We start from the raw sequence: 25,521 nt of genomic DNA on the forward strand, positions 1-25,521 counted from the left end.
CCCCGCCGCACCCCAACGAGGAGCGGTACGGGCCGTTCCGAGCAACTCGACATCCCAGCCACTGCTCAGTCCTCCTCGTAGGCCCGGCGCCAGAAGCACCGGGCCACACGTATGCCTCAGGCCGCTTTCGGCACCACCACCGGCGCCACCGGCCCCACATACCGTGCCACCGGGCGGATGATCTTCGAGTCCGCCGCCTGTTCCAGGATGTTGGCGCTCCAGCCGACCACTCGGGCCGCCGCGAAGGTCGGGGTGAACATCTCGCGGGGCAGGCCGCAGAGTTCCATGACCACGCCCGCGTAGAACTCGACGTTGGTGTGGAGTTCTCGGCCGGGCTTCAGTTCGGCGAGGATGCGCTCGACGTGGCGTTCGACCTCGACGGCGAAGTCGACCCGGGGGCCGCCGAAGCCCTGGGCGATCTCGCGCAGCATGCGGGAACGCGGGTCCTCCGTACGGTAGATCGCGTGCCCGAAACCCATCACGCGGTCGCCGGCGAGGACCCGTGCGCGGATCCAGGGGTCGATCCGGTCCGGCGCCCCGATCGCGTCCAGGGTGTCCAGCGCCCGGCTGGGCGCACCGCCGTGCAACGGCCCGGAGAGCGCGCCGACGGCTCCCACCAGACAGGCCGCGACGTCCGCGCCCGTCGATGCGATGACCCTCGCGGTGAACGTTGATGCATTGAATCCGTGATCAATGGTTGAGATCAAGTATTGCTCAACCGCACGCGCCCGCCGGGGATCGGGTTCCGAACCCGTCAACATGTAGAGGTAGTTGGCGGCGTACGAGAGATCCTCACGGGGCTCCACGGGGTCGAGCCCCTTTCCGAGCCGGTACAGCGCGGTGAGCAGCGTCGGTACGGCCGCACAGGCGGCGACTGTGTCGGCCCGCCGCCGGTCCGCGTCGATGTCGTACACCGGCCGGAACCCCTGGGCCGCGCCGAGCAGCGAGAGCGCGGTGCGCATCCCGGCCAGGGGTCCGGACCTGCCGCTCGCCGCGGCCACCGCGGGCAGGGCCGCCCGGACCTCGTCGGGCAGGCGCCGCAGCGCCGCGGTCTCGGCGGCGAAGGCGGTGGCACGCTCCGCGTCCGGCAGTTCGCCGTGGATCAGCAGGTGCCAGACGTCCTCGAAGCCGCGGGTGCGCGCGAGTTCGACGGCCGAGTACTGGCGGTAGTGGTAGAAGCCCTCGGCTCCCCGGACATCACCGACCTCGGTGTCCGTGACGACGACGCCGGCGAGCCCGCGCGGTACTTCGACCAGGGTCGACGCGGTCCTGTTGACGGTCATGACGTGCCTCCGTTTTCCTCCCTGAACTTGATTCGACTGTCTATGATTGACTCAGATCCTGTCAATATTGATTGATTCAATACATGCCGAAGGCGGCTACGGTGACGCCCATGCGCGATCAACAACCCGTTCCCGGCAGTCCCGCGCGGCGGCTGAGCACCAAGGAGACCGCCGAGCTGCTCGGCGTGAAGCCCGAGACCGTCTACGCCTATGTGAGCCGCGGTCAGCTCAGCAGCAGGCGTGAACCCGGTGGCCGCGCCAGCACCTTCGACGCCAAGGAGGTGGAGGCGCTCGCCCGGCGCAACCGGCGGGAGGCCGCGGGGAGTCCTGGTTCCGGCGCCGACCTGTCGGTCCGCACCCGGATCACTCTGATCGACAAGGACCGGTACTTCTTCCGCGGCGTCGACGCCACCGAACTCGCCGCACGCCACTCCTACGAAGAGGTGGCCGAGTGGCTGTGGACGGGCCGGATGAACCCGGGCATGACCTTCACCGCCCCGGAGGCCATCGTCGCCACCGCCCGCCGGGCCGTCGACGCTCTGCCGGAACACACCTCCCCCACCGACCGGTTGCGGGTGGCCACGATCGCCGCGGCCGCCGAGGACCCGCTGCGCTTCGACCTGTCCGAGGAGGCCGTCCTCGGCACCGCGCGCGTGCTGATCCCCACACTGGTGACCGCCCTGCCGGTGCAGCACCGGCGCCGCCACGACGACGGCCCGCTCGCCCATCGCCTGTGGCGCCGGCTGACCGGTATCGACCCGGACGACGCCGCCGTGCGCGTCCTGGACACCGCGCTCGCGCTACTCGTCGACCACGACCTGGCCGCCTCCACGCTCGCGGTCCGGGTCGCCGCCTCCGCGCGCGCCCACGCGTACGCGGCCGTGTCGGCCGGGCTCGGCGTCCTCGAAGGCCCGCTGCACGGCGCCTCCAGCGGCCTCGCCCACCGGATGCTGCTCGACGTCCTCGACCAGGGCACCGCCGTCACGGTGATCGCGGACGAACTCCGCGCGGGCCGCCGTATCCCCGGACTCGGCCACCGCCTCTACCAGGGCGAGGACCCGCGCGCGAGTGCCCTGTTCGCGCTCCTGGAGGAGGTCCCCCGCGCGCAGCCCGCCCTGCTCGCAGCCCGGGACATCGTCGCCACGACCGCCCGGCACACCCCGCTGCACGCCAATGTCGACCTGGCGCTGGCCGTGTTCACGGCCTCCTGCGGCATGCCCGCCACCGCGGGCGAGACGATCTTCGCCGTCGCCAGGACAGCCGGGTGGATCGCCCATGCCCTGGAGGAGTACGGCGAACGCCCGCTGCGGATGCGTCCCAGCGGCCACTACGTCGGTCCGAAGCCGCCGCAGCCGCTGCCCGAGTAGCCCCGCGGAAGGCGCGAAGGGCCGAGGCCGGAAGTCACCCCGGGCGAAGTCAGGTTAGGCTCACCTCTGTGAGTAGGTGCGCAACCGTCTCCCGGATGCTCGACGAGCCCGTTTCCGGCACCGCCGCCACCGCGACGACGTGGCTGCTGCTGGAACAGCCCGGCCCGTGGGGTGCCAAGGCGCTCACGTCGAGCCATCTGGACCCCACGCTGGGCCGCGCCCTGGAGGCCGCCGCCGAGGGGACCGGCGTACGGGTCGCGCTCATCCGCCGGCCCGGTCGCCACGCCGACCCGGGCACCCCCGCCGTACGCCAGGTGTACGCGGCCCACACCGTCCCCGGGAACGTCTGGCTGCACAGCGCCACCACCCGCGACCCGCGGCAGCTGCTGGGCCTCGACTTCGCCGCGCTGGGCGCGGGCGACCACCGTTCGTTCAGCACGGCGCTCGGCGGCCGGCCGCACGCGGGCAGCCCGCTCGCGCTCGTCTGCACCAACGGCAAGCGCGACCGCTGCTGCGCCCTGCTGGGCCGCCCGCTCGCCGCCGAACTGGCCGTATCCGGTGTACAGGGCACGTGGGAGGTCACCCATCTGGGTGGTCATCGTTTCTCACCGACCCTGCTCGTCCTGCCGTACGGCTATGCGTACGGCCGCGCCGAGGCCCATGCCGTCAAGGAGGTCCTGCACGGCGTCCAGGAGGGCCGTGTGGTGCTGGAGGGGTGCCGCGGCTGCTCCGCCTGGGAACGGCCCGGCCAGGCGGCCGAGCTGGCCGTGCGCGAGGCGGCGGGCGAGTACGCGGCAGGGGTGCTGAGCGTCGTACGGACCGAGGGCGCGGCCCCCCGCTGGGATGTCACCGTGGCCCACGCCGACGGCCGCCGCTGGCGGGTGTGCGTGGCCCAGGGCGCCTCCCTGCCGCCCCGCCCGGAGAGCTGCGGGGTGTCGGTGCTGGGCTCGCCGGCCCGGATGGACGTGGTGTCGCTGCGGGAGCTGCGGGCGACGACGGCGCTGGCGTGCTGATCCCGGTCTCCCCAAGAGGTGGTCAAGAGATCCACGCCACACCCCTTAAGCGCGGCGGGCCCGCGCACGTACCTTCGTGGGTATGAGCCCCACGCCCCCAGCGCGCCGTCTGCGCCCCCGGCTGCCCCGGAAGGTGTTCTCCCAGATCCTGCTGATGCAGTTGGCGATCGCGGCGGGGGTCGCGGTGCTCGCGACCGGACTCTTCCTGGCACCGCTGAGCAAGCAGCTGGATCAGGAGGCGATGCGCAGAGCGCTGGCGATCGCCGAGACCACGGTCCAGGACCCGCAGATCGCCGAGGGTGTCCTGACCACCCGGCCCACCGTGGACGGGCCGGTGCAGAAGGAGGCGGAGCGGATCCGGAAGGCCACCCACGCCGAGTACATCGTTGTGATGGACCGGCGGGGATTCCGCTGGTCGCACACCACCCCTTCGGAGATCGGCCGGCATGTGTCGACCAGCGCCAAGGAGGTGCTGTCCGGCAAGGAGGTCATGCAGATCGACAGCGGCACCCTGGGGCGCTCCGCTCGCGGCAAGGTGCCGCTGTACGACTCGGAACACCGGATCATCGGGGCGGTCTCGGTCGGCATCGCCTACGACAGTGTGCGGGCGCGGCTGCTCGGCACGATCCCAGTGCTGTTCGCTTACGCCGGCGGTGCTCTCGCGGTCGGCGCCCTGGCCGCCTGGCTGATCTCCCGGCGGGTCCAACGGCAGACCCGTGACCTGGCGTTCTCCGACATCTCGGCGCTGCTGGCGGAGCGCGAGGCGATGCTGCACGGCATCCGCGAGGGCGTCGTCGCCCTCGACCGCGGCGGCCGCATCCGCCTGCTGAACGACGAGGCGAGACGGCTCCTCGGCATCGGCGACGAAGCCGTCGGCCGGTCCCCGGACGAGGCGCTCGGCGAGGGCCGTACAACCGATGTCCTGGCCGGCCGGGTGACCGGCACCGATCTGCTCACGGTGCGCGGTCAGCGGGTGCTGGTCGCCAACCGCATGCCCACCGACGACGGCGGCGCCGTCGCCACCCTGCGCGACCGCACCGAGCTGGAGCAGCTCGGCCGCGAACTCGACTCCACGCGCGGGCTGATCGACGCCCTGCGCGCCCAGGACCACGAGCACGCCAACCGTATGCACACCCTGCTCGGGTTCCTGGAGCTGGAGATGTACGACGACGCCGTGGAGTTCGTCGGCGAGGTGGTCGGCGACCACCGGGTCACCGCCGAGCAGGTCACGGAGAAGATCCAGGACCCGCTGCTGGCCGCCCTGCTGGTCGGCAAGGCGACCGTCGCGGCCGAGCGCGGGGTCGCCCTGTGGGTGTCCGACCGCACCTGGCTCCCGGACCGGCTGGTCGACCCGAGGGGCCTGGTCACGGTCGTGGGCAACCTGGTGGACAACGCGCTGGACGCGGTCGCCGGCACCCTCCACGCGCGCGTGGAGGTCGGGTTGTGCGCCGAGGGCCGCACGATCGTCCTCAGGGTGCATGACACCGGGCCCGGGATCCCGGCGGAGCAGCGGGAGTTGGTCTTCACCGAAGGGTGGTCCACCAAGAAGCCGCCCGCACACGGCAAGCGGGGCATCGGGCTCTCCCTGGTGCGCCGGTTCGCCGAACGGCAGGGCGGCAGCGCGACAGTGGACGAGGCGGAAGGCGGAGGCGCCCGGTTCACGGTCGTACTCCCCGAGGCACTGACCGAACCGGAGCTGGCGCCGGCACCGGCGCTCGCACCGGCCGACACGGAGGCACGATGATCGAGGTCCTGGTCGTGGACGACGACACCCGCGTCGCCCGGGTCAACGCCGCCTACGTCGAGAAGGTGCCCGGGTTCCATGTGGCCGACGAGGCCCACAACGCGGCCGAGGCCCTGCGCCGGCTGGAGACACTCCCCCGCCTGGACCTGGTCCTCATGGACCACTACCTGCCCGACGACACGGGCCTCGCCGTGCTCCAGGAGATGCGCCGACGCGGCCACCAGACCGACGTGATCATGGTGACGGCGGCCCGGGACGTGTCGACCGTACAGGCGGCGATGCGGCAGGGCGCGCTGCAGTACCTGGTCAAACCGTTCGCGTTCGCGGGGCTGCGCGCCAAGCTGGAGGCGTACGCGCAGCTGCGCCGCACCCTGGACGGCGGCGGCGAGGCCGAACAGGCCGAGGTGGACCGCATCTTCGGCGCTCTCTCCGCCCCGTCCGAGCCCGGGCTGCCCAAGGGGCACTCCCCCACCACCGCCGATCTGGTGCGCCAGTCGCTGATGAGCGCCGAGGCCCCGCTGTCGGCGCAGGAGATCGCCGAGCGGACGGGGGTGAGCCGCCAGACCGCCCAGCGCTACCTGAAGCTCCTGGAACGCACGGGACGGGCCCTGCTGACCCTCAAATACGGCGACGCGGGCCGCCCCGAACACCGTTACGTGTGGGCGACCCGCGCGTAAGTCGTGCTACTTGGCGGCCTCGACGAACTCCGTGGTGTACGTCTTGGCAAGGTCGACATCGGCGTTCTGGATGTTCGGGTTGAACGCCTTGAGCACCTTCTCGACGGTCGCGGGCCCGTTCGCGGGCATCACACCGTCGTCGGTGAACATCGGCAGCGTGCTCTTGATGGCCTCCGTGTAGAGCGTCTTGTCGCCCTGGGAGTAGTCGGCCGGCATCTTGGCCGCGATCTCGGCGGCGCTGTGCGTGGACATCCACTTGAGCGTCTTGACGAATGCATTGGCCAACTTCTGGACGGTGTCCTTGTGCGCGTTCACCCAGTCCGTCTGCATGTACAGACTCGACGACGGGTACGGGCCGCCCAGGGCCTTCTGCGAACCCTCGGGGGTGCGCATGTCGACGAGGACGTTGCCCGCCTTCTTGTCCAGGACCGTGGCGACCGTCGGGTCGGTCGTCATACCGCCGTCGATCGCGCCCTTCTGGAGCGCCGCTATGAACGTCGCTCCGGCCCCCACGGCGACCGGCGTGAACTCGCTGACCTTCACACCGTTCTTGACCGCGAGGTACTTGGTGAGGAAGTCGGTCGAGGAGCCCAGGCTCGTGACGCCGAGCTTCTTCCCCTTGAAGTCCTTGGGCGAGGTGATGTCGCCGGCCGCCTTGGTGGAGACGATCTCGACCTCGCCGGGCGCGTGCGAGAACTGCACGACGGACTCGACCGCCTTGCCCTTGGTCTGCAGGTCGAGCGTGTGGTCGTAGAACCCGACGGTGCCCTGGACCTGCCCGGAGACGAGCGCGGTCTCGGCCTGGACGCCGGCGGGCTCGCTGAGCAGCTCCACGTCGAGGCCCTCGGCGTCGAAGTAGCCGAGCTGCTGGGTGAGCATGGCGGGCAGGTAGATGACCTTGTCCAGGCCACCGACCATGATCTTGACCTTCTCGCCCTTGCCGTCGCCCTTGCTGCCGGTGGCGGTGGAGCTGGCCGCGTCGTTGGCGCAGGCGGTGAGCGAGGAGAGGGCCAGCAGGCCGGCGGCGGCGAGCGAGGCGTATCTGGCGGTGTTGCGCATGGGGTTCACGTCCTTGTGAGAGGGCGGTGCGGGGAGCGGGGAAGAAGCGGGCTCAGCTGTCGGAGCCGGTCGGCTTCCAGCGGAAGATGCGGCGCTCGGCGAAGGTCAGCAGCCCCTCGGCGGCGAGGGCGACGACCGCGAGGATGACCATCGCGGCGTAGACGCCGGCCGGGTTGAAGGTGTTCTGCGACTGCGAGACGAGCAGGCCGATGCCCTTGGTGGCGCCGATGTACTCGCCGACGATGGCGCCGATGAGCGCGAAGCCGAAGCTCACGTGGAGGCTGGTGAAGATCCAGGAGGTGGCCGACGGGATGACCACCTGGAGGGTCACCCGGCGGTCGCTGGCCCCCAGGATGCGGGCGTTGGCGACGAGGTTGCGGTCGACCTCGCGGGCGCCCTGGAAGGCGTTGAAGAACACCGGGAAGAAGACCAGCACCACGGCCGAGGCGACCTTGGAGGACGGGCCGAGCCCGAACCAGATCAGGAAGATCGGGGCGAGGACGATCCTGGGGATCGAGTTGAGCACCTTGATGAACGGACCGAGGACATCGGCGAGGAAGCTGATCCGCCCCAGCGCGATACCGAAGACGACACCGGTGATGACACCGATGACCCAGCCGAGCAACGCCTCGTAGAGCGTGTACCAGATCTGCTCGCCCAGGGAGCCGAGCGCGGTGCCGTGCGTGCCCCAGGTCCAGATCTGATCCCAGATCTTCGACGGCATCGAGAAGTTGAACGGGTCGATGGCCTTGGCCCGGGACAGCAGCTCCCACAGGCCGAGGAACGCCACCAGGAGCAGCACGCGCACGGCGAACACGATGGCCTTGCGTCTGCGGGCGGCCTGGGCCCGCGTCTGCGCCCGGTCCGGGGCCTTGGCCGTCTCGACGACCGGTGTGCTGAGGGTGTCAGGCGACATGCGCGGCACCCCTCTCACGGGTGATGCGGACCTCTTCGCCGAGGGACTCCCAGATCTCGCGGTAGATCTCGATGAACCGCGGCTCCAGACGCACCGACTCGACCTTGCGGGGGCGGGGCAGGTCGATCTCGAAGACCTGCTTCACGGTCGCGGGCCCGGCGGTCATGACGACGACCTTGTCGGCCAGCGCGATGGACTCCTCCAGGTCGTGGGTGACGAAGACGACCGAGGCGCCCGTGCCCTCCCACAGCTCAAGGAGTTCGTCGGACATCAGAGCCCGGGTCTGCACGTCGAGCGCGGAGAACGGCTCGTCCATGAGCAGGATCTCGGGGTCGTTGACGAAGGTCGCTGCGAGCGCCACACGCTTGCGCTGACCGCCGGAGAGCTGGTGCGGGTAACGGTCCTCGAAGGCGGCGAGACCGACCTTGGCCAGCCAGGTGCGGGCCTTGTCCCTGGCCTCCGCCTTGGGCACGCCCCGGAAGCGGGGGCCCGCCATCACGTTGGACAGCACGGTCCGCCAGGGGAAGGTGGCGTCCTGCTGGAAGACGAAGCCGACCTTGTCGCCGACGCCGGCCACCGGCTCGCCGGCCACCAGCACCTCGCCCTCGCTGGGCTCCTCCAGCCCGCTGACCAGGGTCAGCGTCGTGGACTTGCCACAACCCGTCGGCCCCACGACGGCCACGAACTCACCGCGCCCGACGGTGAGGTCGAGGTCGCGGACGGCCGTGTGCAGACCCCCTGACGGGGTCTTGAAGATCTTGCTCGCGCCCCGTAGCTCGATGGCGGGGCTGGTGTCTGCGCTCATGGGCCGGGACGGTAGGTGTGGTCCGCACCACAGCAGCAGTCTTCTGGTCGCAAGCCGTTCTTTTGCTCGCAAGCACCTGTTGTGCTCTTTTTGCTCGCGCTACAACTGCGCAGACGAAACACGGGCTTAACGCTCGCCGGCCTTGAAGGAGAGGCCTGAATGATTGACGTCCTGGTGGTGGACGACGACTTCCGCGTCGCCGAGATAAACGCCAAGTACGTGGGAAAGGTTCCCGGGTTCCGGGTGGCAGCCCGCGCTCACAGCGCTGCCCAGGCCCTGGCCGCCGTCGAGCGCGGGGGCATCGACCTGGTCCTGCTGGACCACTATCTGCCGGACCGGACCGGCCTCGAACTCGTCCACCGCATGCGGGAACAGGGCCATGGCACCGACGTCATCATGATCACGGCCGCCAGCGATGTGACCACCGTCCAGCGGGCCATGCGTCTGGGCGCCCTGCACTACCTGGTCAAGCCGTTCACCTTCGCCGCGTTGCGGACCCGTCTGGACTCCTACGCGGCCCTGCGCCGCACGGTGGACCGGGTCGGCGGCCGGGGCCTGACCGGGCAGGAACAGGTCGACCGGATCTTCGGCGCCCTGCGCACCTCACCGGCCTCGTCCGCGCCCGGCCTGCCCAGCGGCCAGTCCGAACCCACGACCGACCTCATCTGCGGGGTCCTGCACCGCGCGGGCCACCCGCTCTCGGCCCACGAGGTGGCCGCCGAGACCGGCCTGAGCCGCTCCACCGCGCAGCGCTACCTCCGCCACCTGGAACAGGCCGGCCGCCTCCGTCTCTCCCTGAAGTACGGCGACACCGGCCGTCCGGAGCACCGGTACGCATGGGTGGCGCCGTAGCGCCTTCGGCACCGCTGTCCCTTCAGACCGCTCCCGCCCCGGTCAGCGACCGCACCTCGGTCTCCGCGTGCTTGGCCTCGTCCGGGACCTCGTCCGAGGTGACCGTGCCGAGCCAGCCGGCGAGGAAGCCGAGCGGGATGGAGACGATCCCCGGGTTCTGCAACGGGAAGTACTGGAAGTCCACGCCCGGAAACAGCGAGTCCGGGCTCCCCGACACCACCGGGGACAGCACGACCAGACCCAGGGCAGGAACCAGTCCGCCGTATACGGCCCACACCGCGCCGCGGGTCGTGAAGCCACGCCAGAACAGCGAGTACAGCAGCGCCGGCAGATTCGCCGACGCAGCCACCGCGAAGGCCAGACCCACCAGGAAGGCGACGTTCATGTCCTTGGCCAGCAGGCCCAGGGCGATGGCCACCACGCCGATGCCGACCGCCGACGTGCGCGCCACCGCCACCTCGCTGCGCTGCCTGGCGTGCGGCCTGCGCAGCGAGGCGTACAGGTCGTGGGCGACGGATGCCGAGGAGGCGAGGGTGATCCCGGCGACCACCGCGAGGATGGTGGCGAACGCGACGGCGGCGACGACCGCGAACAGAACCGTTCCGCCTGTGGAGCCCGCGCCGCCGCCCAGATCGAGCGCCAGCAACGGAATCGCCGTGTTCCCCGACGCACTCGACGCGCGCACCACATCCGGCCCGACGACGGCCGCCGCTCCGAAACCGAGCACGATCGTCATCAGGTAGAAGCCGCCGATCAGCCCGATCGACCACACCGCCGAACGCCTGGCGGCCTTCGCGGTCGGCACCGTGTAGAAGCGGGACAGGATGTGCGGCAGCCCCGCCGTCCCCAGGACCAGCGCCATCCCCAGGCTGATGAAGTCCAGCCGCGCGCTCCAGCTTCCCCCGTACTTGAGCCCCGGCGCCAGGAACGCCTGCCCGTGCCCACTGCGGTCGGCGGCCGTGAGCAGCAGCCGGTCGACGTCGCCGTGGAACCGCAGCAGCACCAGCACGGTCAGCGCCACCGTCCCGCTCAGCAGCAGGACCGCCTTCACGATCTGGATCCAGGTGGTGGCCCGCATCCCTCCCAACGACACATAGATCACCATCAGCGCGCCGACCCCGATGACCGTCCACGCCTGGGCCGCCTCACTCGTCCGCCCCAGCAGCAGCGCGACCAGGCTGCCCGCCCCCACCATTTGCGCCACCAAATAGAGAACGGACACCGTGACCGAGGAAGTTCCCGCCGCGATCCGGACGGGCCGCTCGCTCATCCGTGCGGCGATCACGTCGGCGAGCGTGAACCGCCCGCAGTTGCGCACGAGTTCGGCCACCAGGAACAGCACGACCAGCCACGCGACCAGGAAGCCCACCACATACAGCAGCCCGTCATAGCCGAAGAGCGCGATGAGCCCGGTCACGCCGAGGAAGGAGGCCGCCGACATGTAGTCGCCCGCGATGGCAAAACCATTCTCCATCGGGGAGAAGAGCCGGCCTCCGGCGTAGAACTCCTCGGCCGAACCACGCCGCTTCCGGCTCACCCAGGTCGTGATCCCGAGCGTCACGGCGACAAACACGCTGAACAGCAGCAGGGCCAGCGTCTGGTGACGGCCCGTCATGACTCACCACCTCGGGCTCCGCGCGTCAGCTCCTGGGTGTCCCAGCGCAGGTCCAGTGCGGCGCGGTCCCTGCGCAGCCGCGCGTGCCGGGCGTAGGCCCAGGTGAGCACGAACGTGGTGAGGAACTGCCCGAGCCCCGCGACCATCCCCACGTTCACGGCCCCCGCGACGGGCCTCGCCATCAGCCCGGGCACGGTCGTCGCGGTCACCACGTACCCCACGTACCAGGTGAAGAAGACGGCGAATCCGGGCACCACGAACCTTCGGTAACGGCTGCGCACCTCCTGGAAGGCCGCGCTGCGCTGCACCTCCAGATACACGTCACGGGCGCGAACGGCCGCCGCATCCCGCTCCGTTCGCGCGGCCGGCACGGGAGCCGGTGCCCCGGGGCCGTCCACCTCGCCCCAGCCGGAGGCCAGCGCGTCGTACCAGGGATCCTCGTACCTGACTTCTCGCGAGGCCGTGCCGTACTCGCCCTGGTCCTCGTGCCGTTCGGCCGGACTCTCGGAGCCGCCTCCGCCGTCACGGTGACGCCCGTTGCTTGACTGCATGCCCAAGGATGGACAGACCGGGAAGATCCCTGACTCTTCTTCCCCCGGGTCTCACCCCATCAGGTGACTCAATCCGCTGGTGGCCGCACCAATCCCTTCCCGTAGGCATAACGCACGGCCTGGGCCCGGTCCTTGAGCCCCGTCTTGGCGAACAGGTTGTTGATATGCGTCTTCACAGTCGCGGTGGAGACATGCAGCTTCCGGGCGATCTCCTGGTTGGTGAGCCCCTCGGCGATCAGCACCAGGACCTCGGTCTCCCGCGCGGTCAGCCCGTCGGGCGCCTCGGTGGCCACGGGCGCCGGCTCGGGCTGCGACAGCCTTTCCAGCAGCCGCCGTTGGATGCTCGGCGACAGTCCCGCGTCTCCCGAGAGCACGCTCTCCACAGCCCGCACGATCTCGTCGCCGCCCGCGTCCTTGGTGAGGTAGCCACGGGCGCCGGCTCTCAGCGCCGGGAACAGCGACTCGTCGTCCGCGAACGTGGTGAGCACCACGACCTGTGTCCCGGGATATTCCGACCTGATCCGCCGGGTCGCCTCCACCCCGTCGCAACGCGGCATCCGCAGGTCCATCAGCACCACGTCCGGAGCGAGTTCGGCGACCAGCCGTACCGCCTCCTCCCCGTCGCCCGCCGCTCCGACGACCTCCACGCCGGGGAGCAGCCCGAGGAGCATCACGATGCCCTCCCTGACCACTGTCTGGTCGTCGGCGACCACCACCCGCGCGGGCTTCTTCTCCCCCTCCGTCATGCGGGCACCCTCAACGTCACCTCGAACCCCTCGTCGTCACGCCCTGCCTCCAGCGACCCGCCCAGCAACTCGGCCCGCTCCCGCATACCCAGCAGACCGTACCCGCTGCCCGCGCCGGTGAGTTCGCCCGGACGACCGCCCGAGTCCCTCACGTTCAGCGTCACTTCGTGCTCGCTGTAGTCCAGCCGTACCTGGACCTTGGCGCCGTAGGCATGCTTGCGGACATTCGTCAGGGCCTCCTGGGCGACGCGTCGTACGGTCTGTGACGCCTCGGCGGGCAGGGCCCTGCGTTCACCCGTCACGGTGACACCGGCGCCGTCGACCGACCCGACGATCTCCGTGAGGAAGTCCTCCAGCGGGGTCAGCTCACCGCGGAGGGCGGACAGTGCCTGGCGGGTCTCGGCGAGTCCGTCCCGGGCCATTCCCCGGGCGGCCACGACCCGTTCGAGGATCTGCTCCCGGTCGGCTCCGCGCTCGATCAGCAGCCGCGCCGCCTCCAGGTGCACCATCTGGGCCGAGAGGCTGTGGGCCAGTACGTCGTGGATCTCCCGGGCGATCCTGGCCCGCTCCGCCAGCGCCGCCGACTCCGCCTCGGCCGCTCTCGCCGCGCGCTCCTGGGCCAGCAGCCGCTGGGCGCTGCCCCGGGCCTCGGCGTCGAGCCGCAGCACATAGCCGGCGAGGGCCATGCCGACGGCCGTGGCCGCCGTGGTCAGCCACACGTCGTTGTTGTACGCGGAGTACGAGGCCAGGCCGACGGAAGCGACGGGTACGGCGGCACCGAGCGGCAGCCGCTCCAGCGCGGAGATCCCGCAACCGCACCAGATGACAAGTGCCGGGCCCCGGAACCCCTCGGCCTGCGCGACGATCGCGATCGCCAGAAGGAGGCTGACGAGCGCCAGGGAGGGCACCAGCCGGTGGGCGTAGGTGGTCCGGAAGAAGCCCCAGGAGACGACGGCGGTCACGATCACACCGGCCACGGCCGCCATGGCGGCCCAGCCGTGGACGTGCCGTTCATGGAAGGCACCCCACAGGAGGAGGGCGAGGACGAGCAGCCGCACGAACCAGGCGAGCGCGCGCCGTGCCGGAGCGATCCCGGCGCGGCTCAGCGCTTCGCGGGAGGGCCAGCGCGTCCAGACGTTCTCCGTCACACGCCCTCCTTCCTGGTGGCCCGGGCCATGTCGTCACCGTACGCCCGGGTGGGACCGCCCGTGGACGGAGCGGAGGAGAGCGTCTGGGCACGCCAGACGAGGATGCCGGAGCGGACCAGCAGGAGGACCGCCAGCCCGAGCATCAGGGCCGCGCTGTCCTGATGGATGCCGAGTACGGCTCCGAGGGCGAAGAGGCCGATGCGCACGGCTATACCGGCGAACCAGACGAACGCGCTCGCCTTGGTGCTCTTGGTCCACACGACGCCGTCGGGTTCCGTCCACACGCGGGTGGTCCAGGCCCAGGCGGCGCCCATCACCAGTCCCACCAGTATCTCGGTGGCGAGCAGCACGGCGGATCCGGTGCGGTGGTGGGCGTCGAGTATGCCGGGTTCGCGAAGCGCGACGACCGCGAGGATCACGGGCAGCAGCCACCAGCGCCGGCCGGTGTCGACGGGGCGGGCACGAAACTGGCGCACGATCACCACGACGACGACTGCCACGATCAGCAACGCGTTGACGAGCCCGGGCATCGGAGCCTCCGTGAGCGGAAGGGGTGGTGTCGGGAGCGGGAGCTGCCGACGCCTTCGACACTACGGAAACGCGCAGGTCAGCAGATCGGAGTGAGGGTGGACCCCGGGTGGAATCCGGCGAGCGGGATCTCTCCACCCCCGGGTGGAGAGGAACCCGGGAGCCACCGGAGCAGCAGCCCGGAGGTGCCCTGGAAGCACACCTCCGGGGCGGGTCGCGAGGGGCTCCGGACCTGGCGGAGACCGTGCCCGCCCCGGCACGAGGCGCGCCGCACCCCCGGAACGACCGAGGAGCCCCGGCATCTGCCGGGGCTCCCGATCACACCTCGTCGCCCGCACAGGCGCCTGAGCAGCGCCCGGCGAGGGCCTCCGGCCGACGGACCCCCCTCAAGTCAGGTGCGTCGGCGGCGGCACTGCGCAGCGGTCACGCGTCGATCCGCGACCTGTCCAGTGTCGCCGCCGAGCCGGAGATGAACTCCTTGCGAGGGGCGACATCATTGCCCATCAGGAGGTCGAAGACCTGCTCGGCCGCTTCGAGGTCGGAGAGGTTGATACGGCGCAGGGTGCGGTGACGCGGGTCCATCGTCGTCTCGGCCAGCTGGTCGGCGTCCATCTCGCCCAGACCCTTGTAGCGCTGGATCGAGTCCTTGTACCGGACGCCCTTGCTCTGGAACTCCATGAGCTTGTCGCGCAGCTCCCGGTCCGAGTACGTGTACACGTACTTGTCCTGGCCCTTCTTGGGCTGGACGATCTCGATACGGTGCAGCGGCGGCACCGCCGCGAAGACCCGGCCCGCCTCGACCATGGGCCGCATGTAGCGCTGGAACAGCGTCAGCAGCAGGCAGCGGATGTGCGAGCCGTCGACGTCGGCGTCGGTCATCATGATGATCTTGCCGTAGCGGGCCGCGTCGATGTCGAAGGTGCGGCCGGAGCCCGCCCCTATGACCTGGATGATCGCGCCGCACTCGGCGTTCTTGAGCATGTCCGTGACCGAGGACCGCTGCACGTTGAGGATCTTGCCGCGGATCGGCAGCAGCGCCTGGAACTCGGAGTTCCGGGCCAGCTTCGCCGTACCGAGCGCGGAGTCGCCCTCGACGATGAAGAGCTCGCTGCGCTCGACGTCGTCGCTGCGGCAGTCGGCGAGCTTGGCCGGCAGCGACGAGGACTCCAGAGCCGTCTTGCGGCGCTGCGCGTCCTTGTGCTGGCGGGCGGCGATACGGGTCCGCGCGGCGGCGACCACCTTCTCCATGACCACGCGGGCCTGGGCGGCCGCGTCGCGCTTGGTGGAGGTCAGGAACGCCTTCAGTTCCTTGGAGATCACGTTGTTCACGATCCGGCGGGCCGCCGAGGTGCCGAGGACCTCCTTGGTCTGGCCCTCGAACTGCGGCTCGGCGAGGCGGACGGTGACGACGGCGGTGAGGCCCTCCAAGGCGTCGTCCTTGACGATGTCGTCCTCGGCGACGCGCAGCAGCTTCTTGGCACGCAGTACCTCGTTGAGGGTTTCGCGGACGGCCTGCTCGAAGCCGGCCACGTGGGTGCCGCCCTTGGGCGTGGCGATGATGTTGACGAACGACTTCAGGTTCGCGTCGTAACCGGTGCCCCAGCGCATCGCGACGTCGACGCCGAGTTCGCGGGTGACCTCGGTGGGAGTCATCTGGCCGTGCTCGTCCAGGACCGGGACGGTCTCCTTGAAGGTGCCCTGGCCGGAGAAGCGGAGGACGTCGCAGACCGGCTTGTCGGTAGCCAGGTACTCGCAGAACTCGCTGATGCCGCCGTCGAAGCGGAACGACTCCTCGCCCTTGCTGCCGCCCTCGCCCAGGCCGTACTCGTCACGGACGACGATGGTCAGGCCGGGCACCAGGAACGCGGTCTGGCGGGCGCGCTGGTGCAGGGTCTCCAAGGAGAGCTTGGCGTCCTTGAGGAAGATCTGGCGGTCGGCCCAGTAGCGCACACGCGTGCCGGTGCGGGTCTTGGGCACCCTCTTGATCTTGCGCAGCCCGCTGCCGGACTCGAACTTGCCGTCCGGGCCGACGCCCGCGAAGGCCCCCGGCACACCGCGGCGGAAGCTGATCGCGTGCACCTGGCCGCCACGGTCCACCTCGACGTCGAGGCGCGCGGAGAGCGCGTTGACCACGGAGGCGCCGACGCCGTGCAGACCGCCGGAGGCGGCGTAGGAGCCGCCTCCGAACTTGCCGCCGGCGTGCAGCTTGGTCATGACGACCTCGACGCCGGACAGGCCGGTCTTGGGCTCGACGTCCACGGGGATGCCGCGGCCGTTGTCCCGCACCTCGACGGAGCCGTCGTCGTGAAGGATGACGTCGATGTGGTCGCAGTAGCCGCCGAGGGCCTCGTCCACGGCGTTGTCGATGATCTCCCACAGGCAGTGCATCAGACCACGGCTGTCGGTGGAGCCGATGTACATGCCGGGACGCTTGCGCACGGCTTCGAGGCCCTCGAGAACGAGCAGGTGCCGCGCGGTGTAGTTGGAGCCGTCCCGGTCTGCTCCTGCCAGCAGCGCAGTGGACGGCACGGACGTATCGGCGGTCACGCGGTTCGCTCCTCGCTGAATTTCAGTGGGGCCCCTTTGGGGTAAGGGGCCGGCTTCGGTCGCCGTTCAGAGGGTACCGAGGCCTGGTAGAGCCGTTGTAACGCCACCCTCGTAGAGAACTCACACTAGTCCAGGGTCGTATGGGTGTTCGATCCCTCGATGGAGTGAAGTACATATCACGTTCCCTTCGAGGCATGAACCATTTAGGCTCCGGGCACGTCCTCACAAACAACCGGCAACCCGGCCGGGAGGATGAGACCGATGAATCGCGCGAACCCGTAAGCACCGCAAGACACGCAATACGGCACATTCGCCGCCAACCGGCAGCAGACGGCCACCTCGAAAGATTTTTTTCGAGGAGAAGCTCCGAGCGGGAACGTTTTCGGGCTGGTTGGATGTTGACCCTGGTACGACAGCTCGTCGAGCTAGAGAAGAGGCGACGTGACTACTGTTCTGACCCCCGCGAGCCACCTGACGGCCGCCGATCGCTGCGACCGCTGCGGCGCCCAGGCATACCTGCGCGTCGTGCTGCTCAGCGGCGGAGAACTGCTCTTCTGCGCCCACCACGGTCGCAAGTTCGAGCCGGAACTCAAGAAGATCGCCGCTGAGATACAGGACGAGACGGAGCGGCTGACGACCGCCCCTGCCACCGCCTCCGAAGATGAGCGCTGACCTCTCGCATCCACGACGAGCCAGCCCCGGCACAGGCCGGTGAACGGGCGGCCGCTCCCCGAGGGGAGCGGCCGCCCGTCGTCGTATGCCCGCAGCGGCCCTCAGGAGCGCTTGTGAGGCAGGCGTGACCCGTTGAGGGCACCGCCGGGGCCCAGCGCCCGCACGGCCTCGGAGACGCGCGTATAGACGCCAGGGCTCCCCGGGCGTCCACAGCCGTTGCCCCATGACACGAGCCCGATCAGACGCCCCTCGGCGACCAGCGGCCCCCCGCTGTCACCCTGGCACGCGTCGGGACCGCCCGTGGCCTCCCCGGCGCACACCATGGAGCCCGCCCGGTAGGTGCCTTCGGCGCCGCCCGGATAGGCCCGCTCGCAGGTCTCGTCGGCCAGCACGTGGACGTGCGCCGCGTACAGCCGGCGCGAGTAGTCACCGCCGCCCGTGACGTCACCCCATCCCGTGACCTGGGCACTGGTACCGGGCTTGTAGGCGGCGTCACCCTTGGCGGCCATCTTGACGACCGCGTCGGCCGGCAGCGGCTGGGCCAGGGTGAGGACCGCGAAGTCGCCGGTGTTCGTACCGGCGTCGTACTTCGGATTGAGCCGGGCGACGGTCACGGGGATCTCGTGGCCCTGCGTCGAGAGCAGATCCGTGCGGCCCGCGATGACCTTGAGGTCGCGTACCCGGTCGGACGGGCCGCCGATCACCTCGTCGGCCAGGCAGTGGGCCGCGGTCAGCACCGTGGTCCGGCCGATCGCCACCCCACCGCAGAACTGGCCGGCCCGCGTACCCCCGAACCGGTCACGGCTGGACAGCGCGACCGTCCAGGGAGCCTGGGAGACGTCGACGGGAAACCCTCCGACGACAACACTGTCAGCGGCTGCGGGCGGCGGGCCGGCCAGCGGTATGACCGCGGTGACGGCCGCCAGGATCAGCGGCCGGATCAGGACCGGGGCAGAAGGACGGCGCATGCACGCTCCTCACTCTGGGTGCTACTGGGAAACCCAGAGTCATCCAGAGCACCGCTGCCCGCAGCACGAAGGCCCGGTCCCCCCGCGGGGAGACCGGGCCTTCGACGACGTACTGCCGCGACCTAGTCGAGGTAGTCGCGCAGCACCTGCGAACGCGACGGGTGGCGCAGCTTCGACATGGTCTTGGACTCGATCTGGCGGATGCGCTCGCGCGTGACGCCGTACACCTTGCCGATCTCGTCGAGGGTCTTCGGCTGACCGTCGGTGAGACCGAACCGCATGGAGACGACACCGGCCTCGCGCTCGGACAGGGTGTCCAGCACCGAGTGCAGCTGCTCCTGGAGGAGCGTGAAGCTGACGGCGTCGGCGGGGACGACGGCTTCGGAGTCCTCGATGAGGTCACCGAACTCGCTGTCGCCGTCCTCGCCCAGCGGGGTGTGCAGGGAGATGGGCTCACGGCCGTACTTCTGGACCTCGATGACCTTCTCCGGGGTCATGTCGAGTTCCTTGGCCAGCTCCTCCGGGGTGGGCTCGCGGCCCAGGTCCTGGAGCATCTGACGCTGCACGCGCGCGAGCTTGTTGATGACCTCGACCATGTGCACCGGGATACGGATGGTGCGGGCCTGGTCGGCCATGGCGCGGGTGATCGCCTGGCGGATCCACCAGGTGGCGTACGTGGAGAACTTGTAGCCCTTGGTGTAGTCGAACTTCTCGACCGCGCGGATCAGACCGAGGTTGCCCTCCTGGATGAGGTCCAGGAAGAGCATGCCGCGGCCGGTGTAACGCTTGGCCAGGGAGACCACCAGACGGAGGTTGGCCTCCAGGAGGTGGTTCTTGGCGCGGCGGCCGTCCTCGGCGATGATCTCCAGCTCGCGCTTGAGCTTCGGGGCGAGCTTGTCGGCGTTGGCCAGCTTGTCCTCGGCGAACAGACCGGCCTCGATGCGCTTGGCGAGCTCGACCTCCTGCTCGGCGTTGAGCAGGGGGACCTTGCCGATCTGCTTGAGGTAGTCCTTGACCGGGTCGGCGGTGGCACCGGCGGCCGCGACCTGCTGCGCCGGCGCGTCGTCCTCGTCCTCGTCGGACAGGACGAAGCCCGCGTTCTCGGTGCCCTCGGGCTCCTCGGCGCCCGCCTTGGCCTCCTCGAGAACCTCGTCCTCGAGAAGCTCGACGTCGTCCTTCTTGGCGGCGGTCTTCTTGGCCACCGTCTTCTTCACGGCGGTCGCGGTCTTCTTCGCGGCCGTCTTCTTGGCGGTGGGGGCCTTCTTGGCGACGGCGGCCTTCTTCATGGGCGCCCCCTCCTCGGCCGGGTCATCGGCTGCGGCGGGGGACACCGCAGGGGCGGCCGTGGCGGTGGCCTTCCTGGTGGTCACCGTCTTCGCCGCGACCGTCTTGGTGGCGGTGCGCTTGGCCGGACTCTTCGCTGCGACGCTCTTTCGGGTGCGCTTGGGCTCCGCGGCACTGACCATCAGCGTCACACCCTCTTCCTCAAGGATCTGGTTGAGGCTGCGCAGTACGTTCTTCCACTGAGTGGCCGGAATCTGGTCAGCTTCGAAGGCCCGACGCACATCGTCGCCGGCGATCTGCCCATCAGCCTTTCCCCGCTCAATGAGAGCCATGACAGAGACGGACTCGGCGATCTCCGGCGGGAGCGTACGGGATGTGCTGGCCGACACGAACAACCTCTCGGAACGTTGGAAAACGGCTTCCGGCCCCGTCCAGGACGGACTGGAGCCGACCGCCGGCTTGGGGATGGGCCGACGGCGCGGGCGGGGGCCGGGAAGATTCACAGCGCCATGAATGGCGTCCGTATTCCCTCCGCGACTGTCACCTCTTAGGTCATCGCGTTGTTCGCAAGAGCGTTACGCCCAATCTACGTGGCCCGAGTCACACCCCGTAAGCGCCCAAAAACGGTCAGATGCGTGCAGATGTTGTCCTCGATGATCTCTCCGGCCCTTCGGACCGCCGGGCGCTCCGCCATACGGCCGCTCCGGGCACTCCGCACGGCAGCTCAGGGGCAGTCCACAGGAAAGCCTCAGGGCGCCGGGTACCACCGCCCCGGGCACCTCGCCCGACTGCCGTGGAGCCTGCCGTACCGCCGGTCGCCGCACACCCCGCCACGCCGCCGGGCCCCGCCGGAGCCCTGAGGGCTCCGGCGGGGTCCGCCGGATGCGGGTTCCTGGGCCCGCGGCGTCCCGAGAACACGGCACTCACCGAGCGCACCGCTCTCGGCGCGGGTCAGTGCTCGCGCGGGGCGGGCACCACGCGCTCGACCTCGGGGTGGACGGTGAGCAGCTGACGCATCGCCGACTCGGCCGCCGTGCCGTCCCCGGTGCCGAGCGCGTCGACGATCCGCGCATGCTGGGCCAGGGACGTCTCGTTCGGCCGGTCACAGCCGGTGACCGGGCCGCCGGAGACCTGCAGGGCCGCCGACACGATGCCGGAGAGGTGCTCCAGCATGCGGTTGCCCGCGATCTGGATGAGCAGCGAGTGGAACTCGGCGTCGGCGCGCGAGAACGTCAGCGCGTCACCCTGCGCCATGGCGTGGCTCATGATCTCGACCATGTCGCAGAGGCGCTGCTGGACGTCCTCGCGCCCGTGCCCGGCGGCGAGGCGGGCGGCGAGCGGCTCGATCGTCCAGCGCAGCTCGCTGAGCTCACGGCGCTGGTCGTCGCGCTGCGGCCCGAAGGCCCGCCACTCGATGATGTCCGGGTCGAGGAGGTTCCAGTCACTGACGGGTCGCACGCGCGTGCCGACGTTCGGGCGGGCACTGACCAGGCCCTTGGCCTCCAGGACCCGGAGGGACTCACGGACGACGGTGCGGGAGACCTCGAAACGCTGGCCGATCTCCTCGGGCACCAGCGGGCGGTCCGCGCCCAGATCGCCGGAAACGATCATCTGACCCAGCTGCTGGACGAGTTGACCGTGCAGTCCGCGGCCGCGGCTGCCCGCGGCACGCCGGCCGACACGGCCCAGCTCCGGGTCCGTGCCCTCCCAGGAGGGCACGCCGACGCGATCGGTGACGGGGGCCTCCGCATACGGGTAGCGGTCGAGTTCGCCCGGGCCGACCAGACCAGAGTCTGCGGAGCGGGCGGCGGTCATCATGGTGTGCGCAAGGGTACTCACGGATCCTTTGTCGGCGCTGCCTCCAACTCCCTTGAGGTCTTTGGTGAAAAGCACACGAAAGGGTGATCGCTCACCCCGTCGCAATTGACGCCTTATCGGAAAGAAATGGCCTTTCTGCGGGGAGTTGTGCGCACGGTGGGATCGGAAGCGCCCGGTCCGTGGTCATCTGCCCCTGGCACGCAGGGTGGTGAACAGATACGCGCAGAGCAGCGCGGTGAGCGACAACGCCAGCGCCCCGCCCACGGGTTGGGCGAGCACCCGCACCGCTCCGACCAGATAGCGCTCTCCCCCGAAGGGCCATCGCAGCAGGAACACCTCCCGCAGCCGCACCGGAAGTCCGGCGGTCATCCGTACACCTGGTCCCTGCAGTGCCTTGTGTACGACGGGTACCACGAGCACGGGTACGGCGAGCACCGCGGCGAGACCCGCCGTGGTGGAACGGAAGACGCCCGCCGCCAGCACACCGGCCCAGGCGCAGCCGGCGACCAGTCCGAACCAGCCGGCGGTCAGTGAAAGCCAGTCGGCGGGAACCTGCGCGAACTCCCGGCCGTAGACGAGGTAGAGCACTTCGGCGTCGCAGCCCATGGTGAGGAAAGAGAGCAGCACCGCGGTGGCTCCGGACACCAGGAGTTTCGCGGTGAGCAGCCCCAGCCGGCGGGGGACGGTGCCGCGGTCCGCCGCCAGCGCGGGGTGGCGGAACTCGTCGCCGAAGGCCAGTGCCCCGAGCAATCCGGCGCCGAGCGCTGCAGGGGGCAGCGGCAGCTCTCGCGGCCACGCCGCGAACAACCGGGCCTGCGGGGTGTGTCCGAGCCGTGCGAGCAGGACGGCGGTGACGGCGGACACCAGCAGTACGACACCGCAGATGACGAAGCCTGCGCCGATCCCGGCGGCCCGACGGAGCTCGTACCGCAGGGGGCGGAGGGGGCTGGGGGCGGAGCGGACGGAGATGGGCGGCGGGAGGGAGGACGAGGCGTCGGGAGTGGGGTCTTCGGGGCGGCGGGCGTGACCGGCCGCGGAAGGAGCGGGGGCGTCGGGGGCTGTGGGGGGCTTGTGGGGCTGCGGCTTCGGTTGCGGCCGCGGCTGTCCGGCGGGGCGCTGAGCTGTGGAGGATTCGGCTGGGGAGGTTTCGACGGGTACGGCGTGGGTCGGTGGCTGGAGGGAGGCAGCCGGAGTAGCGAGGGCGCCGGATACAGGACGGCCCGGTACCGGCGGCTGGGCGGATGTGGCGAGGGCCGGCGACTGGGCCGGCGTGGTGACGGTTTGCGGCCGGGAGGAAGCCACGACGGCCGCCGGCTGAGCGGACGCGGCGGTGGCCGCCGGCCGACCGGATGCGACGGCGGTCTGCGGCTGCGCGGATGCGGCAGCCGACGACTCACGGGATGCGGTGGCGGCCGGTGGCTGGAGCGATGCGGCTGCCGTCTGCGGCTGGGAGGAAACAGCAGTGGCAGGCGACTGCGCGGACGACGTAGAGGCCGGTGGCTGGGCGGGGACGGTGGCGGAGACCGGCTCCGTGGATGTCATGCGGGCCGACGGCTCCGGGGATGCGGCCGGGGTCTGCCGTGGCGCGGATGGGGCGGGGGCCGTTGGCCGGATGCCTGCGAAGGCGGTCCTCGGCCGGGCCGAGAGCGCGACCGCCTGGGGCTCGGCCGGACAGGCGTGGGTGGGCGGGTCTACGTGCGATGACTCGGGCGTGGCCGTCCGCCCGTCGGCGAGCGCCCCGGCGGACGCGGGCGGCTGCGGTTCGGTCGTGACGGAAGGCTCCGGGTCGGTCGACGAGTGCCCCGGTCCCGGCTCCCTTTCGGTGCTGATACGTGACTGGCTCCCCGGCCTCGGGGGGACCGCCGCCCGCGGCTGCGGGGTGACCGGGGTACTGCCCGATTCCTCGCGTCGATCCGCACCGGGCGCGGCCCACCGGTCGGTGGCCGGCACATCGTCAGCATCGCGCCGGTCGTACGCCGTTCGGTTCCCGTCGGCGGCGATCGGCTCGTCCTCGGCCTCGATCCGCTGCCGCCGCACGGCCTCCGGCCGCTCACCCGTCAGCGGCTCCGGGCCGGCGCTCGGCCCCATATCGCCGGTCTCGTCCGCGAGTTGGTGGACAAGGATGCCGTTGCGGAACGCGGACTCACCGACCTCGGCGGTCGTACTGCCGTACACCGAGAGACGGTTGCCGCCTTCCTGCACGACTTCCACCGAGCGCTGACCGGCGCGGGCCTCCTGGACGAGGAGGGCGGCGAGCCGTGCGGCGTGGGGGCTGCGGACGGCCACGCGGGGGCGCAGCCGGGTGCGGGCGAACTCGATGACCTCCTGGTCCGCGACGAGCCTGCCGCTCTCCAGGGTGACGACCCGGTCCGCGACGCGAGCGGCCTCCTTGGATTCGGCGGTGGTGAACAGCACCGTGCCGCCCTGAGCGGCGTGCGCCCGGAGCATGGCGTGCACCCAACGGGCTTCACGCGTGGAGAGACCGTGCGCGGGTTCGTCCAGGACGAGGGTGTGCGGGTCGGGAAGCAGGGCGCAGGCCAGGCCGAGCCGGCGGTCCATGCCGCGCGACAGCGTGCCCAGGCGCTCTTCGCGCAGGCCGACGAGACCGACCGCTTCGAGCACCTCGTCGGCGCGGCGGGCCGGGACTCCGGTCGCCGCGCACAGCATGCGCAGATGGCCGCGGACCGAGCGGGACGGGTGGCCGGGGACATCGCCGAGGACCACGCCGACCTCGTACGACGGGTGGGCGATGCGATGCAGGGGGCGGCCCCTGAAGTAGGTGAGTCCACGCCCCTGTTGGAGTTCGAGCATCAGTCTGAGCGCGGTGGTCTTGCCCGCACCCGCTGGGCCGAGGAGTGCGGTGACGCGCCCCGCGCGCGCTTCGAAGGTCACGTCGTCGACGGCGGGCGGGTGCGCCTTGCGGGGGTTGCTGGTCAGTCCGAAGGCCTGGATCACCTTAGGGAAGATAGCGTGGAATGACCGTTTTTCCCCGTATAGAACACTTCGTGAATGTCAGGGTTCGCGCTGCCGGCCGGTCACACCTCGGGCCGCAGCATCGGCGGGTTGAGCAGAGTGGCGCCGCCGGCACGGAAGAGCTGGGCCGGGCGGCCACCCTGACGGGTGGTCGTGCCCCCGGTGGGAACGAGGAAGCCGGGGGTCCCGGTCACCTTGCGATGGAAGTTGCGCGGGTCGAGCGCCACACCCCACACCGCCTCGTAGACCCGGCGCAACTCGCCGACCGTGAACTCGGGCGTGCAGAACGCGGTGGCCAGGGACGAGTACTCGATCTTGGAGCGGGCTCGTTCCACGCCGTCGGACAGAATCTGGGCGTGGTCGAAGGCGAGCGGCGCGACGGGCTCGCCGTCCCGGCCGTAGCCGCCCTGCGCGAGCAGTTCCTCGACCGGGGCCCAGCGCGCATTGCTGGCGTCGCCGCCGGCCCGCGGTGCGGGGAGGTCGGGGGCGAGGGCGAGGTGGGCGACACTGACGACACGCATCCGGGGGTCGCGCTTGGGGTCCCCGTAGGTCGCCAGCTGTTCCAGGTGGGCGCCGCCGTCCTGGGCGGGGGCGTCGGGGTCGTGGGCACGGAGCCCGGTCTCCTCCGCGAGTTCCCGCGCCGCGGCCTGGGAAAGGTCCTCGTCGGCCCGCACGAAGCCCCCCGGCAGTGCCCAGCGCCCCTGGAACGGCGGCTCTCCTCTGCGAACCGCCAGCGCGCACAGGGCAAGGCGGCGCACGGTCAGCACGACCAGGTCCACGGTGACGGCGAAGGGCGGAAAGGCTGACGGGTCGTAGGGCATGCGGTGATCATAGTCGTCTGCCTGACGATAAACACTCCCTTCGTCGCTCGCTTCCCCAGCTGATCCACTTCCCTCCGGTATGCACCCCACGCCTCGCTCCGGCTGGTGTTTGACGGACCGGTCGCCCTTGCGTC

General features: G+C 70.7%; 21 protein-coding genes. 6 read left to right on the forward strand and 15 right to left on the reverse strand.

Annotated elements, in window-relative coordinates; all coding sequences use genetic code 11:
• Positions 1–116: 116 nt before the first annotated feature.
• The gene (locus EDD90_RS15325; RefSeq protein ID WP_123973549.1) at positions 117–1,283 is read right to left on the reverse strand and encodes a citrate synthase/methylcitrate synthase; all 1,167 of its coding nucleotides are present in this window, start codon (positions 1,281–1,283) and stop codon (positions 117–119) included.
• A 110-nt stretch (positions 1,284–1,393) separates the two neighbouring features.
• Here EDD90_RS15325 and EDD90_RS15330 point away from each other — a divergent pair, with 110 nt between their 5' ends.
• The 4 genes from EDD90_RS15330 to EDD90_RS15345 all read left to right on the forward strand — a co-directional run bounded on the left by EDD90_RS15330 (position 1,394) and on the right by EDD90_RS15345 (position 6,084).
• The gene (locus EDD90_RS15330; protein ID WP_123973550.1) at positions 1,394–2,650 is read left to right on the forward strand and encodes a citrate synthase; all 1,257 of its coding nucleotides are present in this window, start codon (positions 1,394–1,396) and stop codon (positions 2,648–2,650) included.
• A gap of 68 nt (positions 2,651–2,718) precedes the next feature.
• Positions 2,719–3,663 carry a sucrase ferredoxin gene (locus EDD90_RS15335; RefSeq protein ID WP_123973551.1) on the forward strand — a complete coding sequence of 315 codons (945 nt, stop codon included), beginning with the start codon at positions 2,719–2,721 and terminating at the stop codon, positions 3,661–3,663.
• Between the two features lie 82 nt (positions 3,664–3,745).
• Positions 3,746–5,407, forward strand: a complete 1,662-nt coding sequence (locus EDD90_RS15340; RefSeq protein ID WP_185149107.1) for a sensor histidine kinase — start codon at positions 3,746–3,748, stop codon at positions 5,405–5,407.
• On the forward strand, positions 5,404–6,084 hold the full coding sequence (locus EDD90_RS15345) for a response regulator (protein ID WP_123973552.1): 681 nt from the start codon (positions 5,404–5,406) through the stop codon (positions 6,082–6,084). The genes EDD90_RS15340 and EDD90_RS15345 overlap by 4 nt, the downstream gene beginning before the upstream one ends.
• Before the next feature lie 6 nt (positions 6,085–6,090).
• On the opposite strand, the gene EDD90_RS15350 is transcribed toward EDD90_RS15345, so the two are convergent.
• Genes EDD90_RS15350 through EDD90_RS15360 form a run of 3 tightly spaced genes read right to left on the reverse strand, consistent with a single transcriptional unit; the run spans position 6,091 to position 8,864 of the window.
• On the reverse strand, positions 6,091–7,143 hold the full coding sequence (locus tag EDD90_RS15350) for an ABC transporter substrate-binding protein (RefSeq protein WP_123973553.1): 1,053 nt from the start codon (positions 7,141–7,143) through the stop codon (positions 6,091–6,093).
• A gap of 52 nt (positions 7,144–7,195) precedes the next feature.
• Complete coding sequence (locus tag EDD90_RS15355) at positions 7,196–8,059, reverse strand: ABC transporter permease (RefSeq protein WP_123973554.1); 864 nt, start codon at positions 8,057–8,059, stop codon at positions 7,196–7,198.
• Positions 8,049–8,864: an ABC transporter ATP-binding protein gene (locus EDD90_RS15360; RefSeq protein WP_123973555.1), complete on the reverse strand. Its 816-nt coding sequence runs from the start codon at positions 8,862–8,864 to the stop codon at positions 8,049–8,051. The genes EDD90_RS15355 and EDD90_RS15360 overlap by 11 nt, the downstream gene beginning before the upstream one ends.
• Before the next feature lie 159 nt (positions 8,865–9,023).
• Here EDD90_RS15360 and EDD90_RS15365 point away from each other — a divergent pair, with 159 nt between their 5' ends.
• Positions 9,024–9,716, forward strand: coding sequence for a response regulator (locus EDD90_RS15365; RefSeq protein WP_123973556.1), 693 nt, complete (start codon positions 9,024–9,026; stop codon positions 9,714–9,716).
• A gap of 22 nt (positions 9,717–9,738) precedes the next feature.
• Here the strand turns inward: EDD90_RS15365 and EDD90_RS15370 are convergent, their stop codons facing one another.
• The 6 genes from EDD90_RS15370 to EDD90_RS15395 form a co-directional block, all read right to left on the reverse strand.
• The gene (locus EDD90_RS15370) at positions 9,739–11,331 is read right to left on the reverse strand and encodes a cation acetate symporter (protein WP_123973557.1); all 1,593 of its coding nucleotides are present in this window, start codon (positions 11,329–11,331) and stop codon (positions 9,739–9,741) included.
• Positions 11,328–11,882 (reverse strand): DUF485 domain-containing protein, encoded by a 555-nt coding sequence (locus EDD90_RS15375; protein ID WP_123973558.1) that lies wholly within the window; start codon positions 11,880–11,882, stop codon positions 11,328–11,330. The genes EDD90_RS15370 and EDD90_RS15375 overlap by 4 nt, the downstream gene beginning before the upstream one ends.
• Before the next feature lie 68 nt (positions 11,883–11,950).
• The gene (locus tag EDD90_RS15380) at positions 11,951–12,628 is read right to left on the reverse strand and encodes a response regulator transcription factor (protein WP_123973559.1); all 678 of its coding nucleotides are present in this window, start codon (positions 12,626–12,628) and stop codon (positions 11,951–11,953) included.
• Positions 12,625–13,776 (reverse strand): sensor histidine kinase, encoded by a 1,152-nt coding sequence (locus tag EDD90_RS15385; protein ID WP_123973560.1) that lies wholly within the window; start codon positions 13,774–13,776, stop codon positions 12,625–12,627. Before EDD90_RS15385 ends, EDD90_RS15380 begins: the two co-directional genes overlap by 4 nt.
• Complete coding sequence (locus tag EDD90_RS15390) at positions 13,773–14,306, reverse strand: CcdC protein domain-containing protein (RefSeq protein WP_123973561.1); 534 nt, start codon at positions 14,304–14,306, stop codon at positions 13,773–13,775. Before EDD90_RS15390 ends, EDD90_RS15385 begins: the two co-directional genes overlap by 4 nt.
• Before the next feature lie 421 nt (positions 14,307–14,727).
• Entirely contained in the window at positions 14,728–16,851 is a 2,124-nt protein-coding gene (locus tag EDD90_RS15395; protein ID WP_123973562.1) for a type IIA DNA topoisomerase subunit B, read from the reverse strand.
• Between the two features lie 441 nt (positions 16,852–17,292).
• Here EDD90_RS15395 and EDD90_RS15400 point away from each other — a divergent pair, with 441 nt between their 5' ends.
• Positions 17,293–17,523 carry a hypothetical protein gene (locus EDD90_RS15400; RefSeq protein ID WP_123973563.1) on the forward strand — a complete coding sequence of 77 codons (231 nt, stop codon included), beginning with the start codon at positions 17,293–17,295 and terminating at the stop codon, positions 17,521–17,523.
• 101 nt (positions 17,524–17,624) lie between these two features.
• Here EDD90_RS15400 and EDD90_RS15405 read toward each other — a convergent pair whose 3' ends face one another.
• The 5 genes from EDD90_RS15405 to EDD90_RS15430 form a co-directional block, all read right to left on the reverse strand.
• Positions 17,625–18,491 (reverse strand): serine protease, encoded by an 867-nt coding sequence (locus EDD90_RS15405; RefSeq protein ID WP_123973564.1) that lies wholly within the window; start codon positions 18,489–18,491, stop codon positions 17,625–17,627.
• A 122-nt stretch (positions 18,492–18,613) separates the two neighbouring features.
• Entirely contained in the window at positions 18,614–20,164 is a 1,551-nt protein-coding gene (locus tag EDD90_RS15410) for an RNA polymerase sigma factor (RefSeq protein ID WP_123973565.1), read from the reverse strand.
• Positions 20,165–20,726: 562 nt separating this feature from the next.
• On the reverse strand, positions 20,727–21,614 hold the full coding sequence (locus EDD90_RS15415) for a FadR/GntR family transcriptional regulator (RefSeq protein WP_123973566.1): 888 nt from the start codon (positions 21,612–21,614) through the stop codon (positions 20,727–20,729).
• 162 nt (positions 21,615–21,776) lie between these two features.
• Positions 21,777–24,548, reverse strand: coding sequence for an ATP-binding cassette domain-containing protein (locus EDD90_RS55460; protein ID WP_185149108.1), 2,772 nt, complete (start codon positions 24,546–24,548; stop codon positions 21,777–21,779).
• An 80-nt stretch (positions 24,549–24,628) separates the two neighbouring features.
• Positions 24,629–25,387, reverse strand: a complete 759-nt coding sequence (locus EDD90_RS15430) for an NUDIX domain-containing protein (protein WP_123973567.1) — start codon at positions 25,385–25,387, stop codon at positions 24,629–24,631.
• Positions 25,388–25,521: the final 134 nt, after the last annotated feature.

It is taken from the genome of Streptomyces sp. Ag109_O5-1 (assembly GCF_003814875.1).
GTDB lineage: Bacteria > Actinomycetota > Actinomycetes > Streptomycetales > Streptomycetaceae > Streptomyces > Streptomyces sasae.

Excerpts from the sequence above, each read along its gene's own strand:
- EDD90_RS15405 (WP_123973564.1), bottom strand. The coding sequence starts at position 18,491 with ATGCGCCGTCCTTCTGCCCCGGTCCTGATCCGGCCGCTGATCCTGGCG.
- EDD90_RS15350 (WP_123973553.1), bottom strand. The coding sequence starts at position 7,143 with ATGCGCAACACCGCCAGATACGCCTCGCTCGCCGCCGCCGGCCTGCTG.
- EDD90_RS15330 (WP_123973550.1), top strand. The coding sequence starts at position 1,394 with ATGCGCGATCAACAACCCGTTCCCGGCAGTCCCGCGCGGCGGCTGAGC.
- EDD90_RS15360 (WP_123973555.1), bottom strand. The coding sequence starts at position 8,864 with ATGAGCGCAGACACCAGCCCCGCCATCGAGCTACGGGGCGCGAGCAAG.
- EDD90_RS15355 (WP_123973554.1), bottom strand. The coding sequence starts at position 8,059 with ATGTCGCCTGACACCCTCAGCACACCGGTCGTCGAGACGGCCAAGGCC.
- EDD90_RS15345 (WP_123973552.1), top strand. The coding sequence starts at position 5,404 with ATGATCGAGGTCCTGGTCGTGGACGACGACACCCGCGTCGCCCGGGTC.
- EDD90_RS15380 (WP_123973559.1), bottom strand. The coding sequence starts at position 12,628 with ATGACGGAGGGGGAGAAGAAGCCCGCGCGGGTGGTGGTCGCCGACGAC.
- EDD90_RS15325 (WP_123973549.1), bottom strand. The coding sequence starts at position 1,283 with ATGACCGTCAACAGGACCGCGTCGACCCTGGTCGAAGTACCGCGCGGG.
- EDD90_RS15390 (WP_123973561.1), bottom strand. The coding sequence starts at position 14,306 with ATGCCCGGGCTCGTCAACGCGTTGCTGATCGTGGCAGTCGTCGTCGTG.
- EDD90_RS15375 (WP_123973558.1), bottom strand. The coding sequence starts at position 11,882 with ATGCAGTCAAGCAACGGGCGTCACCGTGACGGCGGAGGCGGCTCCGAG.
- EDD90_RS15365 (WP_123973556.1), top strand. The coding sequence starts at position 9,024 with ATGATTGACGTCCTGGTGGTGGACGACGACTTCCGCGTCGCCGAGATA.
- EDD90_RS15340 (WP_185149107.1), top strand. The coding sequence starts at position 3,746 with ATGAGCCCCACGCCCCCAGCGCGCCGTCTGCGCCCCCGGCTGCCCCGG.
- EDD90_RS15370 (WP_123973557.1), bottom strand. The coding sequence starts at position 11,331 with ATGACGGGCCGTCACCAGACGCTGGCCCTGCTGCTGTTCAGCGTGTTT.
- EDD90_RS15430 (WP_123973567.1), bottom strand. The coding sequence starts at position 25,387 with ATGCCCTACGACCCGTCAGCCTTTCCGCCCTTCGCCGTCACCGTGGAC.